General features: G+C 64.9%; 17 protein-coding genes and 1 pseudogene. 11 read left to right on the forward strand and 7 right to left on the reverse strand.

From position 1 onward, the window contains the following. The coding region (locus tag Y705_RS23585) for an SIP domain-containing protein (RefSeq protein ID WP_162149045.1) at nt 1-97 on the forward strand (97 nt) is incomplete at its 5' end. Between the two features lie 48 nt (nt 98-145). Here Y705_RS23585 and Y705_RS0105765 read toward each other — a convergent pair. Beyond that, on the reverse strand, nt 146-484 hold the full coding sequence (locus tag Y705_RS0105765; protein WP_026532171.1) for a diacylglycerol kinase family protein: 339 nt from the start codon (nt 482-484) through the stop codon (nt 146-148). On the opposite strand from Y705_RS0105765, the pseudogene Y705_RS21115 reads away from it, so the two are divergent. Continuing rightward, nucleotides 463-609, forward strand: a pseudogene (locus tag Y705_RS21115) (SIP domain-containing protein); the annotation flags it as partial. The gene Y705_RS0105765 and the pseudogene Y705_RS21115 sit on opposite strands and share 22 nt — an antisense overlap. A gap of 48 nt (nt 610-657) precedes the next feature. Here Y705_RS21115 and Y705_RS0105770 read toward each other — a convergent pair. Beyond that, complete coding sequence (locus Y705_RS0105770) at nt 658-1,620, reverse strand: diacylglycerol/lipid kinase family protein (protein ID WP_026532172.1); 963 nt, start codon at nt 1,618-1,620, stop codon at nt 658-660. Nucleotides 1,621-1,742: 122 nt separating this feature from the next. Between Y705_RS0105770 and Y705_RS0105775 the strand changes: the two genes are divergently transcribed. The 9 genes from Y705_RS0105775 (at nt 1,743) to Y705_RS0105815 (ending at nt 9,900) form a co-directional block, all read left to right on the forward strand. Next, the gene (locus tag Y705_RS0105775) at nt 1,743-2,525 is read left to right on the forward strand and encodes an SGNH/GDSL hydrolase family protein (RefSeq protein WP_026532173.1); all 783 of its coding nucleotides are present in this window, start codon (nt 1,743-1,745) and stop codon (nt 2,523-2,525) included. Between the two features lie 53 nt (nt 2,526-2,578). Next, the gene (locus Y705_RS0105780; RefSeq protein WP_049822341.1) at nt 2,579-3,079 is read left to right on the forward strand and encodes a MarR family winged helix-turn-helix transcriptional regulator; all 501 of its coding nucleotides are present in this window, start codon (nt 2,579-2,581) and stop codon (nt 3,077-3,079) included. Then, nucleotides 3,076-4,197, forward strand: coding sequence for a glucose-1-phosphate adenylyltransferase family protein (locus tag Y705_RS17740; protein WP_049822342.1), 1,122 nt, complete (start codon nt 3,076-3,078; stop codon nt 4,195-4,197). Before Y705_RS0105780 ends, Y705_RS17740 begins: the two co-directional genes overlap by 4 nt. Before the next feature lie 305 nt (nt 4,198-4,502). After that, a complete protein-coding gene (rpmB, locus tag Y705_RS0105790) occupies nt 4,503-4,739 on the forward strand; it encodes a 50S ribosomal protein L28 (protein WP_026532175.1) in 237 nt (78 codons plus the stop codon). After that, nucleotides 4,739-4,906, forward strand: coding sequence for a 50S ribosomal protein L33 (gene rpmG / locus Y705_RS0105795; RefSeq protein WP_019481734.1), 168 nt, complete (start codon nt 4,739-4,741; stop codon nt 4,904-4,906). The genes rpmB and rpmG overlap by 1 nt, the downstream gene beginning before the upstream one ends. Before the next feature lie 2 nt (nt 4,907-4,908). Beyond that, a complete protein-coding gene (rpsN, locus tag Y705_RS0105800) occupies nt 4,909-5,214 on the forward strand; it encodes a 30S ribosomal protein S14 (protein WP_026532176.1) in 306 nt (101 codons plus the stop codon). Nucleotides 5,215-5,401: 187 nt separating this feature from the next. Continuing rightward, nucleotides 5,402-5,680 (forward strand): HU family DNA-binding protein, encoded by a 279-nt coding sequence (locus Y705_RS0105805; RefSeq protein ID WP_026532177.1) that lies wholly within the window; start codon nt 5,402-5,404, stop codon nt 5,678-5,680. Between the two features lie 114 nt (nt 5,681-5,794). After that, a complete protein-coding gene (locus Y705_RS17745; protein WP_444826163.1) occupies nt 5,795-7,921 on the forward strand; it encodes a bifunctional copper resistance protein CopD/cytochrome c oxidase assembly protein in 2,127 nt (708 codons plus the stop codon). Beyond that, on the forward strand, nt 7,918-9,900 hold the full coding sequence (locus Y705_RS0105815) for an NHL domain-containing thioredoxin family protein (RefSeq protein WP_026532178.1): 1,983 nt from the start codon (nt 7,918-7,920) through the stop codon (nt 9,898-9,900). Before Y705_RS17745 ends, Y705_RS0105815 begins: the two co-directional genes overlap by 4 nt. A 65-nt stretch (nt 9,901-9,965) precedes the next feature. On the opposite strand, the gene Y705_RS0105820 is transcribed toward Y705_RS0105815, so the two are convergent. From Y705_RS0105820 to Y705_RS21120, 5 genes are all read right to left on the reverse strand, one after another. After that, nucleotides 9,966-10,949, reverse strand: coding sequence for a hypothetical protein (locus tag Y705_RS0105820; protein WP_253908505.1), 984 nt, complete (start codon nt 10,947-10,949; stop codon nt 9,966-9,968). Between the two features lie 156 nt (nt 10,950-11,105). Beyond that, nucleotides 11,106-12,491, reverse strand: coding sequence for an ABC transporter ATP-binding protein (locus tag Y705_RS0105825; protein ID WP_026532180.1), 1,386 nt, complete (start codon nt 12,489-12,491; stop codon nt 11,106-11,108). A 31-nt stretch (nt 12,492-12,522) separates the two neighbouring features. Next, entirely contained in the window at nt 12,523-13,371 is an 849-nt protein-coding gene (locus Y705_RS0105830; protein ID WP_026532181.1) for a carbohydrate ABC transporter permease, read from the reverse strand. Continuing rightward, a complete protein-coding gene (locus Y705_RS0105835; RefSeq protein ID WP_049822344.1) occupies nt 13,371-14,375 on the reverse strand; it encodes a carbohydrate ABC transporter permease in 1,005 nt (334 codons plus the stop codon). Before Y705_RS0105835 ends, Y705_RS0105830 begins: the two co-directional genes overlap by 1 nt. Continuing rightward, nucleotides 14,372-15,001: extracellular solute-binding protein (locus tag Y705_RS21120; RefSeq protein ID WP_155849947.1), on the reverse strand; the 630-nt coding region annotated here is incomplete at its 5' end. The genes Y705_RS0105835 and Y705_RS21120, both read right to left, overlap by 4 nt.

Below are 15,001 nucleotides of genomic sequence, written 5' to 3' on the forward strand. Positions count from 1 at the left end.
GGGGCTGCGCCGCTACCTGGTCCGCGACGTCGGGATCGACCGCAAGCAGGTCGCGTTCATGGGGTACTGGCGGCAGGGGCGCTCCGAGCTTTCGTGATGCGACGGCATAGCTGAAAGCCCGAACACGAGCACAGGCGCGTCAGCGCTAGGGGAGTGGATTGCTGAGGATCGCTGGATCCTTCTTGCCGTGGGGCATCCGCAGCCTCAACGAATCGGGCTTCACCTCGAAGACCATGTGGGTGGCCTTGCCGAGCGGGTCGCCGTCGAGCTGGACCTCCAACGGCTCGTGGAGCTGCACCTCGGCACGGCTGCACTGGAAGTATTCGAGTGACGGGTCCTTGCCCTTCCCCCTGGCGAAGAGTTTCCCGGCGACGGCGAGCCAGCCGAACCTGCCGCGCGGGGCCACGGTCATGATGTCCATCAGGCCGTCGTCGAGTTTTGCGCCCGGGAAGATCTCGAGGCGGCAGCCAGCCGTTCTATGCATGGATAGCGGGTGAGGCGGCGCTCGTCCGGGGGCTGCGCCGCTACCTGGTCCGCGACGTCGGGATCGACCGCAAGCAGGTCGCGTTCATGGGGTACTGGCGGCAGGGGCGCTCCGAGCTTTCGTGATGCGACGGCATAGCTGAAAGCCCGAACACGAGCACAGGCGCGTCAGCGCTAGGGGAGTGGATTGCTGAGGATCGCTGGATCCTTCTTGCCGTGGGGCATCCGCAGCCTCAACGAATCGGGCTTCACCTCGAAGACCATGTGGGTGGCCTTGCCGAGCGGGTCGCCGTCGAGCTGGACCTCCAACGGCTCGTGGAGCTGCACCTCGGCACGGCTGCACTGGAAGTATTCGAGTGACGGGTCCTTGCCCTTCCCCCTGGCGAAGAGTTTCCCGGCGACGGCGAGCCAGCCGAACCTGCCGCGCGGGGCCACGGTCATGATGTCCATCAGGCCGTCGTCGAGTTTTGCGCCCGGGAAGATCTCGAGGCCACCCATGATCTTCCCGCAGTTGCCGCCCATCACGCTGCGCAACCTCCGCTCGAAGGGCTTGCCGCCGTCGATGGTGATCGTCGTCCGGGCCGGCTTGCCCGGAAGGTTGCGCAGTCCGGCGTCGACGTAGGCAAGCCAGCCCACCTTGTCCTTGAGGTCGTCCCTGGTGTCGGACATGATCGCGGCATCGAACCCGAGACCGGCCATCACCAGGAACACCTGGGCGTCCTGGGCGCGGTCCACCGTCACATGGACCACGTCGATTCGCCGCTCGGTACCCCCGAATGCCGTCTCCACCGCCCCCTCCGGATCGTCCACGGGTATCTCGAGATTCCGGGCCAGCAGGTTCCCCGTTCCGAGGGGCACCAGGGCCATCACCGTTTCGGTGCCTGCCAGCTCCTCCGCCACGCAGCGCACCGTGCCGTCGCCGCCGGCGGCGATCACGACGTCGACCCCCGCGTCGAGCGCTTCCCGCGCCTGCCCGTGGCCCGGGTCCTCAGCCGTGGTCTCGATGACGAGGGGTTCCTTCCACCCGTTATCGAGGGACATTCTCGTCACGATCCCGCGTACGTCCTGACCCGTGTCCTTGATGGGGTTCAGGATGAGTGCAGCGCGTTGGGCGGTGCCGCCGTCGTTGGTGTTCATGGGGTCCTTCGCGTCGAGTCCGGCCATCAGGGTACTAGCTCTGAGCTTATCCCCGGTCCGCTGCGGCCGCATGAACAGCTCGATTCGGGAATTCAGGAGCGGGGACCGGTAATCTTGGGCGGGTGGAATTCACTCAGCGGTACGTGGCACTCGGCGATTCGTTCACGGAAGGTGTGGGCGACCGCGATCCGGGCAGTCCCAACGGTGTCCGGGGCTGGGCCGACCGCGTTGCGCAGCAGCTCATCCTCGCCGACCCGGCCTGGGGGTATGCCAACCTCGCCATCCGGGGCAAGAAACTGCAGCAGGTCCTCGACGAGCAGATCGACGCCGCCCTGGAGCTGAAACCGACACTCGTCACGCTGTATGCCGGCGGCAATGACATCCTGCGGCCCCGCGTCAGCATCGACAGCCTGATGGCAGCCTACGACGACGGAGTGGCCCGGCTCACCGGTGCGGGCACGGTGGTGGTGCTGTTCACCGGCTTCGACTCCTCGGGCTCCGCAGTGTTCGGCAAGACGCGCGGGCGGACCGCCGTGTACAACGAGTTCGTGCGCGAAATAGCTGATCGCCACGGCGCGGAGATCGTCGACTACTGGCGGATGCGGGAGTTCCAGGACTGGGGCTACTGGGACACGGACCGTATGCATATGTCAGCGGCAGGTCACACCCTGATGGCGATGCGGGTGCTGGAGACGATTCTGGAATCGCACTCCATTGACACCCCCGAGCTCGAGGCAAGGCCGGCGCTGACCCGTGCTGCGCAGCTGCGGGCCGATGCGCAATGGGCCCGCGAATACCTCTCCCCGTGGGTGGGCAGGCGGCTGCGCGGTATCTCCTCGGGCGACTCCCTGCAAGCCAAATACCCTTCCCTCCTGCATCCGGACTGGATACGCGCAAACGTCTGACCCGAACTCCACGCCGACTGCGGACTGTAGGTCGCTTGTGCCAAGATGGGCAAATGACCACGGGCACCCAATGGCTCAACCGGGAAGAACGACGCGCCTGGCTCGCACTCTACGCTGTCTCCTCGCTGTTGCCCGGCGCCCTTGACGCACACCTTTTCAAGGAGGTGCGCATCACCCTCTTCGACTATCACGTGCTCGCCATGCTCTCGGAATCCGCTGATAGGACGCTTCCGATGAGCGACCTCGCGGCGCGCTCCAATGCCTCGCTCTCCCGGCTCAGCCACGTGGTGAAGAAGCTCGAACAGCGGGGCTGGGTGGTCCGGCGGCCCTCCAGGCTCGACGGGCGGGTGACGACGGCGGAGCTCACGCCCGAGGGCCTCGCCACCCTCACCGAGCTGGCCGTGTCCCATGTGGCGCAGGTCCGCGGAACCGTTTTCGATGCCCTCGACGATACCGATGTCGCGGATCTTGAACGCGTGGGAAGGAAAATTCTTGCGCGGCTTGATGCCGACCACTGGATCCTCAAGGAAGCCCTGGAGAGTGAGATTCCGTGAAACCTCCCAGAATCCTCGCCGTCGTGATGGCCGGAGGATCCGGAAACCGGATGGGGGCGCTGACCGAGCACCGGGCGAAGCCGGCGCTTCCCTTCGCCGGGGCCTACCGGCTCATCGATGTTCCGCTGTCCAACCTGCACCACAGCGGGATCTCCGACGTCTGGATCATGGAGCAGTACCAGCCGAAGACGATCAATGACCATCTGTCCAACGGAAGGCCCTGGGACCTGGACCGGACGCACGGCGGGCTCCGGGTGCTTCCGCCCTTCAGCGGCCCGCCGGGCGAGGGATTCGCGGAGGGCAACGCCGACGGATTGGTGAGGCAGTCGGCGTTGATCGACCAGTTCGCGCCGGACCTGCTGCTCGTGCTCAGCGCGGACCACCTGTACCGGCTCGATTACCGCGATCTGGTGCAGACCCACCAGGAGGCGGACGCGGTGCTGACCATGGCCACCGCGCGAATGGACGGCGATGCCTCCAACCATGGCGTGGTCGAGACCGACGAATCGGGCCGGATCACCGGCTTCGAGTACAAGCCGGAGGAGCCGAAGACGAAGGTTGTCGTCGCTGAAGTGTTCCTCTACGACTGGCCGAAGCTGCGGGACATCCTGGACCTTCTGGAGTCAAGGCATGACTCCCTGGAGGACTACGGTGACCACCTCGTCCCGCACCTCGTGAGGGAAGGCATGGCGGTGGAGCACCGGATCGAGGGCTACTGGCGTGACCTCGGCACCCCTGCCACCTATCACCAGGCACACATGGATCTCCTCGACGGGAAGGCACTGGATCTCGGCCATACGGAATGGCCGATGCTCACCGACGCACCCCACCTCCTTCCGGCGTTCATCGGGAAGGGGGCGGAGATCACCGATTCCCTGGTTGCGCCGGGCGCCCGGATCCATGGCCGCGTGGTCCACAGCGTCATCGGGTCCGGTGCCGTCGTCGAGCAGGGAGCCGTGGTGGAGGACTCGGTGATCCTCGAGCGCGTGAAGGTGGGCGCGGGTGCGCATGTCCGGTATGCCATCGTGGATTCCGAAGCGGACCTGGGTGGCGATCGGTCGATCCGGGGGTCCGACCTTCCCGCAGTAGTGGGCTCCGATGGAGAAATCGACACCTAGCCGGTTTGGAGCATGGGCGGTGCGCCCGTAGTATGGTATGGCGTTTGGTTGGGTCTTTCCTGTTGCGGTTTTGCCGCCCCGGGGAATGTTCGACCGCCCGTGACTACCTGGAATTTAAGGCTGTGCCGGACCTTTGGTCCGTGTCGAGCCTAATCTTCACCGTCTTCCCTCGCGGCGAGGCACTTCGGCAGGCTCTCACCCTGCCAGGTCAACCTCCGGAAAGCTGCAGTAATAACGGTGTCATTACTGGTGGCGGGACGCCCTACAAGTGACCCCGTCACGTTCATCTAATCTGGAGGAGAGTTATGGCAGCCCACTGCCAAGTGACCGGAGCCGAGCCCGGCTTTGGACACAGCATTTCGCACTCGCACCGCCGCAACAAGCGCCGGTTCGACCCAAACATTCAGAAAAAGCGCTACTGGGTTCCGTCCCTGCGCCGTAATGTCACGCTGCAGGTTTCTGCACGCGGCATCAAGACCATCGACGTGCGGGGTATCGACGCCGTCGTGGCAGCGATCCTCGCGAGGGGAGTGAAGCTCTAATGGCAAAGGACAAGGACGTACGTCCCATCATCAAGCTGAAGTCCACTGCGGGAACGGGCTACACCTACGTAACCCGCAAGAACCGTCGTAACGATCCTGACCGCATGGTCCTGATGAAGTACGACCCCAAGATCCGCAAGCACGTCGAATTTCGAGAGGAGCGCTAAACATGGCCAAGAAGTCAAAGATTGCTCGTAACGAGCAGCGCAAGGTCATTGTCGAGCGCTACGCGGCCAAGCGCCTCGAGCTCAAGAAGACCCTCGTCGACGCCAACGCAACCGACGAGGCCCGCGAAGCGGCACGTCTGGGCCTGCAGAAGCTTCCCCGGAACGCTTCGCCGGTCCGCCTGCGCAACCGTGACCAGATCGACGGACGCCCCCGCGGCACGCTCCAGAAGTTCGGCATCTCGCGTGTCCGCTTCCGTGACATGGCACACCGTGGCGAGCTACCCGGTGTGACGAAGTCCAGCTGGTAATACCTGCATCATCCGAAGGAGCCGGCAGCCTAGGGGTTGTCGGCTTCTTTGTGCAAAAAGTGCCGCGGATAATCAGGAAAACCCCTGAAAGCCGGGCTTCTCCCGGTCAAGCTGGTAGGTTTTCGCACAGAGGCTTTTCGAATACCCCGAAAGCTCAAGGGAATACAGACGTCCAGGAGGACCTAAATTGGCTAAAAACCGTAGTGAACTTGTTGCCGAGGTAGCCGCCAAGGCTGACACCAGCCAGGCTGCCGTGAACAGCGTGCTCGATGCCCTGTTCGATGTCTTCGCCGAGTCCGTTGCCAAGGACGAGAAAATCACCATCCCCGGCTGGCTCGCAGTGGAGCGCACAAGCCGCGCAGCCCGCACCGGCCGCAACCCGCAGACCGGCGAGACCATCCAGATCGCCGCCGGCCACAGTGTCAAGCTGACCGCCGGTTCGAAGCTGAAGGCGTCCGCCAAGTAGGTTTCGTTTTCAGGAAAGGACCGCTCCGCTTTCGCGGAGTGGTCCTTTCTTCTTTAAGCCCGGAACGCCTCGGGAAGTTGGCCCTTGTTCTACTGCGGGTAGAGAATAGTGGATGTGTCTACAACAGCCAGGGAACCGCAGCACAGGCCGAGCCCATTGCTGCCGGACAGCAGGACCCGGCCGGCCCTGCTCGGCGGGGCCGTCGTCGTCGTGCTCGGGGCGCTTGTCCTCGCCCTGCTGTTCTCGGGCGCCGCTGCCGCACGCCAACTGGGCGATCCCGGTGCGCTGACGCGCTGGGGTCTGCCCGTGGCGAAGGCCCTCAACAACGTGGGAGCCGCAGGGACCATCGGCGCGCTGGTCTTCGCGGTGGGAATCCTTCCGCGCCGGCGGGACTCCGGCGACGGCCGTCGTCCGGCGGAGAGGACGCCCGAGCATCCCGCGTTCACGCGAACACTGCTGGTGGCCTCCGTTGCGGCGGTGATGTGGACCCTCGGCGCCCTCGGCGGGATGGTTTTTACCTACTCGGACGCCGCAGGCCTGCCGCTGAGCGCTGACCCCGCGTACACCGAGGGCCTCGCCGCCTTCCTCACCGACTTCGATACCGGCCGTGCCTGGCTGATCACGGCGATGATCGCGGCAGTGGTGGCCACGCTGACGTTCGGGGCCCGGTCCCTGACGGGACTTGCCCTGACTGCCGTCCTCGCCCTCGGCGGGCTGCTGCCGACCGCCCTCGTAGGCCACTCCGCCAGCGGCGACGACCACAACGCCGCCGTGAATTCGATCGCGCTCCACCTCGTGGGAGTGTGCCTCTGGATGGGCGGAATTATTGTCCTGGCCGCCGTCGGAGGGAAGCTGGGCAGCTCGGTGCTGCCCGTCCTGAAGCGCTTCTCGGCCCTGGCCGGGTTCGCCTTCGCCCTGGTGTTCGCCTCGGGCATCGTCAATGCGAGCCTGCGCATCGACAACCTGTCACAGTTGAGTTCCTCGTGGGGGCTCCTCGTCACCTTCAAGGCCGTCGCCACGATCCTCCTCGGCGGGATCGGCTGGATGCACCGGCAGTGGATCATCCCCCAGCTCGGCGACGCGAACCACCCCACCGGTGCGCAGCTTTCGGCGCAGCGCGTGCTGTGGCAGCTGATCGCCGTGGAACTGCTCATCATGGGCGCCGTCTCCGGTGTTGCCGTGGCTCTCGGACGGACCGCCCCGCCCCGGAGCGAGGAGCTTGCGCCGGATGCCACCCCGGCCCGGATCCTTACCAACTACGAGCTCCCGCCGGAGTTGACCCCTGCGCGCTGGTTCACCGAGTGGCGGCCCGACTGGTTGTGGATCGCCTTCGCACTGACCGTGGGAGTGGCCTACGTCCTCGGCGTGGCCAAGCTGCAGCGACGCGGTGACCCGTGGTCGAAGCTGAAGCTCGCGTGCTGGCTGATCGGGCTCGTGCTGCTCACCTACTTCACGTCGGGCGCCCCGGCAATCTACGGAATGATCCTGTTCAGCGCGCACATGGTGGACCATATGGCCCTGACCATGGTGGTCCCCCTGTTCCTGGTCCTGGGCGCACCGGTCACCCTCGCCCTGAAGGCACTCTCGCCCCGCGGCGACGGCACGCGTGGGATCCGTGAGTGGATCCTCGTCGTCGTGCATTCCCGGCCGTCGAAGCTGGTGACGCACCCCCTGTTCGCCGCAGCGAATTTCGCCGGCTCCATCGTGATCTTCTACTACTCGCCACTGTTCGGTTTTGCGCTGCGCGAGCACGTGGGACACGAACTGATGATCGCCCACTTCCTCATCACCGGTTACATCTTCGTCCTCTCGATGATCGGCACCGACCCGGTACCCCTGCGGGCCCCCTTCCCGCTCCGCATCCTGCTGCTGTTCGCCACGATGGCCTTCCACGCGTTCTTCGGTGTGACACTCATGGGATCGCCGTCACTGCTGCAGGCGTCCTGGTTCGGCAGCATGGGCCGGGACTGGGGATTGTCGGCCATCGAGGACCAGCAGCTGGGCGGTGCCGTGACCTGGGGAATCGGTGAAGTGCCCACGCTCCTGCTGGCAATCGGCGTCGCCATTCTGTGGTCGCGGACCGACGCGCGGGAAACGAAGCGCACCGACCGCGCCGCCGACAGGAATAACGACGCCGATCTCACGGCTTACAACACTATGTTCGCCGATCTGGCGGCCCGGGACGCGCGACAGCAGGCCCCGGTGCCCCGGGTCACCGCCAATCCAGGAGACCAAGAATGACCGACACGACTCTGCGCACGGACTACCGTGTGCGCGCTTCCGAGCTCACGGGCCGCAACTGGCTCAACACGGGCGGGAAGCAACTGCAGCTCGATGACCTCCGCGGCAAGATCGTGATCCTCGATTTCTGGACGTTCTGCTGCATCAACTGCCTCCACGTGCTCGACGAGCTGCGGCCGCTCGAAGAGAAGTTCTCGGATGTGCTGGTGACGGTCGGCGTCCATTCGCCCAAATTCGAGCACGAGGCGGACCCGGTGGCACTCGCGGCCGCCGTGGAGCGGTACGACATCCACCACCCGGTGCTCGATGACCCCGACCTGACCACCTGGCAGGCCTACACGGCGCGTGCGTGGCCCACGCTCGTCGTCGTCGATCCGGAGGGCTACATCGTGGCCCACCTGTCCGGCGAAGGGCACGCTGCGGGCCTTGATTCGCTCGTGGCCGAACTGGTCGAGGAGCATTCGGCCAAGGGGACGCTGCACCGCGGGAACGGTCCCTACGTTCCTGCGGCAAGCACGGCCGGCGACCTCAAGTTCCCCGGCAAGCTCCTTGCGCTGCCGACCACCGGCACCTTCCTCGCGGGCGACACGGGCCACCACCGGCTCGTGGAGCTCGAGGCCGATCTGACGACGGTGCGCCGTGTGATCGGCGCGGGCCGGAAGGGATCCGCCGACGGCGGCCCCGCGGACGCTGAGTTCAACGAGCCCCAGGGACTCGCGCTGCTGCCGGCCGACGTCGCCGGAGAAGTGGGGTACGACGTCGTCGTCGCGGACACCGTCAACCACCGGTTGCGCGGGGTCTCACTCGAGACCGGTGCGGTGCGGACCCTCGCCGGCAACGGCATCCAGCGATTGCTCGACGCCGGCAACTACACGAAGGCCGACCTGCAGGAGAATGCGCACGAGATCGATGCCGTGAGCGAAACCCCGCGTCTTGTGGACAGCCACCTGGGCACCGATGCGCTCAACGTGTCACTCTCCTCGCCGTGGGACGTGCTCTATTCGACCGTCCTGAAGCGTGTGGTCATCGCGATGGCCGGCACGCACCAGATCTTCACGTACGACCCCATGTCGCACGCCGTGGAGGTGCTCGCCGGTACCGGTCTCGAGGGCCTGCTCGACGGCGACGCCGGGGCCGCATGGTTCGCGCAGTCGTCCGGGCTCGCCGAGGACGCCAACGGTTCCATCTGGATTGCCGACTCCGAGACCTCCGCGCTGCGCGTCCTCACCTTCGACGAGCTGGACGGACAGCGGAATGTCCAGGTGGGGACCGCCGTCGGCACCGGGCTGTTCGATTTCGGGTTCCGCGACGGCGACGCCGAATCGGCGCGCCTCCAGCACCCGCTCGGTGTGACGGCGCTGCCGGACGGGTCGGTGGCGATCGCCGACACCTACAATGGGGCCGTGCGCCGCTACGACCCCTCGACCCGACGGGTCTCCACCCTGGTGCGGGGGCTCTCGGAGCCATCCGACGTACTCATCGACCACAGCCCCGTCGCCGATGGAGGGGAGCCGCTGCTGATCGTCGTCGAGACGAACAAGCACCAGCTCGTCCGTGTCCCGATCCCGCGGGAAGCGCTGGCCGTGGATGAGGGAGCGTCGCAGACCCAGCGACCGGCCACTGCTGTCACCAGCGGTCCGCTTGCCCTGACCATTCGGTTCTCCGCGCCGACGGGCCAGAAGCTCGATGACCGGTGGGGTGACCCGACGCAGCTGAAGATTTCCGCGTCGCCGGAGTCGCTGCTGGTCTCGGGCGGCGGAACCTCCGTGGGGCTGACGCGTGAGCTGCGGCTCTCGGAGGAGGCGGGTGGAGGAGTGCTGCACATCACGGCGCGCGCCGCGGCCTGCGACGGCGAGCCCGGTGGTGAAATCCCCGATCACGCAGCATGCCACCTGTACCAGCAGGACTGGGGCATTCCCGTGACCGTGGGATCCGAGGGGAACGCGGAACTGGTGCTCGATCTCCGCGGCCTGGACTGACCCTACCGGTCGTTCCAAAAGCGCGTGGGCACAGCGGTGCGGCCGTCGATCAGGGCGGACGGCTCTCAGAATTCGATGACCGGTGTGACGGTGACCGAGGAGTTCGTCACCGTCAGGCGTGCCGTGAACTCGAAGTCGCGGGTGGCCGAGATGTCCTCGATGGCGCCCGTGAACAGGTCCTGGAGCTGCGTATCGAGCTGGGCGGAACCGGCCAGCGGTGCCAGGGCCCACCCTCCGCCGTCCGGCTCGATACGGATTTCGGGATAACGCTGGATGGACCACCTGATGTCACCTGCGACCCGCTGGTCGGTCTGGAAGTTGAACGGGCAGTTGGCAGGCTGGAAAACGGCGCGGGCGGCGCAGTCGTCGAGGAACCTGCGGATCTCCCCGTCCACCGCCTCGACCAGGGCCGGCGTGGGCGCGGGCTCCAGCGGGAGCGCGTTGTCCCCGGGGTTGCTGCTGGTGACAGGAAGTGCGCGGGACGGCGCAGCGAAATACTCGCTCGTGTAGTGTGCAACAAGTTCCACCGGGTAGAACGTTGGGAGGGCGGTCCTGCCCTCCGGCGTCGCTATCCGTAAGCCGTTCACCGTCGACTCGGCCATGTCGCCTACCGAGATCTCGACCGTGGGCAGCGCCGAGGGAACGAACTCCCAGGTGGAGAAGAACAGCCACTCGGATCCCGTTCGCTCCAGGGGGAACGAGGTGGTGTAGTCCGTTTCGCCGATTCGATAACTGACGGGTACGTCGACGCGATCCTCGCCTGCTGCTGCGGGCTCCTGGACCTCGACGTCCTGCACAGCGGAGGCCCCCCGTTGGAGGGCAGCGTCGTCGAGGACCGCCGCGGAACCTTCCGGGACCGATGCGTTGAGCAGGCCGAGCGCACGCTCACCGTTACCACTCCTCAAGGCCTCGAAGTATTCCTCGACCTGATACCCGGGGCTGTACAGAGTGCTGTTGAGCACGGTGACGGTGCCGATGAATCCCGCTACCACCAGGACCAGGCCCAGCAGCCACGCTGCCACTACTTTCATCCCGGAAGCGCCCTGCATAGCCCTACGCTACCCGCCGGGCAACGGAAGCACGCTTCCTGGCCATCCACTGCGCAGCAATTACCGCGTTCACCGCGAAAAACCGTTACTACTGCGCACTGGATACCCGGCACTGCTTTGGACGCAACCGGCGACGCATGCGCGGCGACTGTCAAGTCAGCCAGCAGTGTGTTTCCCGCCGCCGGCAGCGGTTGCTCCGCCGGCCGATCCTGCATCTGCTGATCCGGCCGATCGGGGTGCTTCCGCCGAATCCGGTGATTCCGAAGCGCTGCCTTGCCTCGAGCGATCGCTGTCCTGCGGCGAGTGGCCCTGGGCATTCGCGATCTCCTCGGCGCGCTCCTCGTTCGCTTCCTCCGTGAGGGCGGCACCGGCCGCAGCATCGCGCGTCAGGTTCTCTCCGGTTTCCGGATCGAACAGGTGCAGCTTCCGGGTATCGAGCCAGATTTCCGCTTCACGCCCGCCGCGGATACGGCTCGCGGCGTCGAGGGTGACCACGATCTGGGGACGCAGCTCGTCGGCATCCATGTCGCGGGCGAGATTGTTTAGGAGCTCACGCACTTCGGGGGCGGGGTCGAAAGTGATATATCCGTACTGCTCGTTGCCCAGCCATTCGGTATGCGTGAGGCTTGCCGTGAATGTCGAGCCGTGGCCGCGCTTCGAATCCTCGACCAACTTGGCGTCCTCGAAGAATTCGGGCCGGACTCCTACCAGCACCACCCTCTTGCCGGCCGCCTTCGCTGCCTTCTCAGGAGTGATGGCTAGGTCCCCCAACACGGTCTTCAGGGTATTGCCCTCGACCGTGGCAGGCAGGAAGTTCATCGAGGGTGAGCCGATGAAACCGGCGACGAACAGGTTGATGGGCTGCTCGTAAAGTTCACGGGGTGAGGCGATCTGTTGAAGTTCGCCCTTCTTGAGGACTGCTACGCGGTCGCCCAGGGTCATCGCCTCGGTCTGGTCGTGGGTCACGTACACCGAGGTGACGCCCAGGCGGCGCTGCATCTGGGAGATCTCCGACCTCATCTGCCCGCGCAGCTTGGCGTCGAGGTTGGAGAGCGGCTCGTCGAAGAGGAAGGCATCAGCCTGCCGCACGATGGCCCGTCCCATCGCGACACGTTGGCGCTGGCCACCCGAGAGGTTGGCCGGCTTGCGCTGCAGGTGGTCCGTCAGTTCGAGCGTCGAGGCCGCCTCGGTGACGAGTTTGTCGACCTGTTCCTCCGAGTGCTTGCCCTTGGCCAGGCGCAATGGGAACGCGATGTTCTCGTACACGGTGAGGTGCGGGTACAGCGCGTAGTTCTGAAACACCATCGCAAGATTGCGCTCGCGGGGTGCCTTGTCATTGACCCGCTTGCCGTCGATCAGGAGATCACCGTCGGTGATGTCTTCCAAGCCTACGATCATGCGCAGCAGCGTGGATTTGCCGCAGCCCGACGGGCCCACCAGGATGATGAACTCGCCGTCCGCGATGTCGATACTGATGTCGTTGACAGCGGGGAAGCCGTCGCCGTACTTCTTGACCAGGTTGTTGAGGGTAATTGAAGCCATGGTGCGAATCCTTTTCTTGAGCCGGAGGGCGTCAGCCCTTGACGGCGCCCGAGGTCAGGCCTGAGACAATTTGGCGTTGGAAGAGTAGAACCAGCAGGACAATCGGAATGGTGACGATGATCGCCGCGGCCGAGATTGCACCCGTCGGCGCCTCGAACTGGGAGGCGCCGGTGAAAAACGCCAGTGCAGCGGGGACGGGTCTCGCCGCTTCGGTGGACGTGAGCGAGATCCCGTAGACGAAGTCGTTCCACGCGATGAAGAACGCGATGATCGCCGTCGTGAAGACGCCCGGTGCGGCGAGCGGCACGATCGCCTTGCGGAAGGCTTGCCAGGTCGTGGCGCCGTCCACCTGCGCGGCCTGCTCCAGCTCCCAGGGAATCTGGCGGAAGAACGCCGCGAGGGTCCAGATGGAAATGGGGAGGGTCAGCGACAGGTAGGGGATGATCAGGCCGAGCCAGGTGTCGTACAGGCCGATGGTCCGCCATAGGTTGAAAAGCGGTGTCACGATCGAGATGACGGGGAAGATCGAAACCGCCAACGCCGTGGTGAGAATGAGTTTCTTCCCGGGGAAATCGAGGCGCGCAATCGCGTACGCGCACAGTGTCGCCAGGACGACGGCGATGAAGGTGGCGATGAGTGAGATGCCGATCGAGTTGCGCAGTGCGGAGAGGAACAGGTCCTGGGCGTTGCCAACGAGGATCTGCTCGTAGTTGGACGTCGTCGCCGTCCCAGAGGAGGGAAGGAACTTCCCGCTGGTGAGGTCGCTCGGCGACTTGAAGGATGTCGCGAGGATCGATACAACCGGGAAGAGCGCGTAAATCAGCACCAGCACCGTTACGACGGTCCAGAGGACCTTGTTTTTCGTGCTGTTGTCGGTCATTACTTACCCCCTTGTGAGCCGGCAAGATCTACTTTGAAGAGCTTGATGGCGATGAAACAGATGAGAAGGACACAGAGGAACAGAAGGACGGAGACGGCCGACCCGAGGCCGATCTCCAACCGGCTGATCGATTGTCGGTAGGCAAGGAGCGAGAGCACCTCGGTACCGTAGGCGCCGTTGGTCATAATGAACACGTTGTCGAAAATGCGGAAGGCATCAAGCGCCCGGAACAGCACGGCCACCATGATGGCGGCTTTCATGTTGGGAATGATGACCTTGCGCATCCGCTCCCACCACGTTGCCCCGTCCACTTTCGCGGCTTCGCTCAACTCGTCCGGCACCTGGGCCAATCCTGCCAGGAGCAGGAGCGAGATGAACGGTGTGGTCTTCCAGATCTCGGAGGCCATGATCACGAAAAGGGCGGTACCGGTCTGTGCGAACCAGTTGGTGTTTTCATCGATGCCGGGAAGCCAGGCGAACCAGCTGTTGATGTAACCGGAGTTGATGTCGAAGGCGTAGAACCAGGCAAATGCGGAGACCACCGTGATGATGCCGTACGGCACGAGGATGGCGGTGCGAAGCAGTCCTCGCACCGATTTCAGCGCCTTGTGCATCACGAGTGCGAGGGCAAAGCCGAGGACGAGTTCCACCGCGACCGTGACTACAGTGATGAAGAGGGTGGTTCCGAGGTCGCGCCACCACACGGGGTCAGTGAGGATCACCGCGTAATTTCCCAGGCCGATGAATTCCCGTTCGTCCGGCGCAGTCAATCTGAACTGGAACAGCGACTCGTAGGTGGCCTGCAGGATGGGGTAGAGGGTCACGAGGAGCATGATCACGAAGGCAGGTCCGGCGAGCATCCAGCCGAGCTTGCGCTCCGCCTTCACCCGGTCGCTGTACTGCTTCTTAGCCCTTTTATCCGGTGTGGACCGCGTTTCGACGCCGGGCTTGTTGTCCGGGGAATTCGTCGGATTCGCTGATCGTGCAGGTATGGCGGAGGTCATAGCAGCCTCTCTCCTCGTAGGACCGCGGTGATGAATTCGGAGGATATCTCAGGTGTGGTCTCGGGATCCACGCTCGATGGCGGGGTCCAGGTCTGTTGAATCCCCGTCGATACCTCGTTGTAGAACGGTGTTTGCGGACGCGGCGCCGCTTGCTGCAGCGAATCCCGGATGACCGGCGCCATGGGGAATGCCTCTTCGATCGCCGCGTCCTCATAGGCCTCGGTGTTCGCGGGAGGGTTACCGTTGGTGACGAAGTACTCCGCCTGGTTCTCGACCGAGACGATGCATTCGATCGCCTCATAGGCAAGAGCCGGGTTATCGCTTTCCGCACCTACTCCGAGGTTGATGCCACCCAGGGGAGGAGCGGCTTCCTGATCTTCATAGACGCGTGGGTAGATGGCCCAGCCGATATCTTCGAGGACTGCCTCGTCGAGGGTTCCGGCTTCGACAGCGCCGACCGTTGCCGGCCAGACGAAGGGATAGTTGACCATGAACGATCCTGCGTCACTCTGGAAGAGATCCAGCGAGGCATTCTCGTTCTGCGTTGCGAGGCCGGGTCCGCCGAGGCCCTCTTCGCCGATGGTCGAGACGATTCGCGCGGCTTCCCGCCCGGCCTCGGAGACGAG

This window comes from Arthrobacter sp. H41 (genome assembly GCF_000520535.1).
Classification (GTDB): domain Bacteria; phylum Actinomycetota; class Actinomycetes; order Actinomycetales; family Micrococcaceae; genus Arthrobacter_D.

What these genes read in the sequence shown, in the direction of transcription:
- Y705_RS0105765 (WP_026532171.1), bottom strand. Translation starts at nt 484, where the DNA reads ATGCATAGAACGGCTGGCTGCCGCCTCGAGATCTTCCCGGGCGCAAAA.
- Y705_RS0105770 (WP_026532172.1), bottom strand. Translation starts at nt 1,620, where the DNA reads ATGAACACCAACGACGGCGGCACCGCCCAACGCGCTGCACTCATCCTG.
- Y705_RS0105780 (WP_049822341.1), top strand. Translation starts at nt 2,579, where the DNA reads ATGACCACGGGCACCCAATGGCTCAACCGGGAAGAACGACGCGCCTGG.
- rpmB (WP_026532175.1), top strand. Translation starts at nt 4,503, where the DNA reads ATGGCAGCCCACTGCCAAGTGACCGGAGCCGAGCCCGGCTTTGGACAC.
- rpmG (WP_019481734.1), top strand. Translation starts at nt 4,739, where the DNA reads ATGGCAAAGGACAAGGACGTACGTCCCATCATCAAGCTGAAGTCCACT.
- rpsN (WP_026532176.1), top strand. Translation starts at nt 4,909, where the DNA reads ATGGCCAAGAAGTCAAAGATTGCTCGTAACGAGCAGCGCAAGGTCATT.
- Y705_RS0105815 (WP_026532178.1), top strand. Translation starts at nt 7,918, where the DNA reads ATGACCGACACGACTCTGCGCACGGACTACCGTGTGCGCGCTTCCGAG.
- Y705_RS0105820 (WP_253908505.1), bottom strand. Translation starts at nt 10,949, where the DNA reads ATGCAGGGCGCTTCCGGGATGAAAGTAGTGGCAGCGTGGCTGCTGGGC.
- Y705_RS0105825 (WP_026532180.1), bottom strand. Translation starts at nt 12,491, where the DNA reads ATGGCTTCAATTACCCTCAACAACCTGGTCAAGAAGTACGGCGACGGC.
- Y705_RS0105830 (WP_026532181.1), bottom strand. Translation starts at nt 13,371, where the DNA reads ATGACCGACAACAGCACGAAAAACAAGGTCCTCTGGACCGTCGTAACG.
- Y705_RS0105835 (WP_049822344.1), bottom strand. Translation starts at nt 14,375, where the DNA reads ATGACCTCCGCCATACCTGCACGATCAGCGAATCCGACGAATTCCCCG.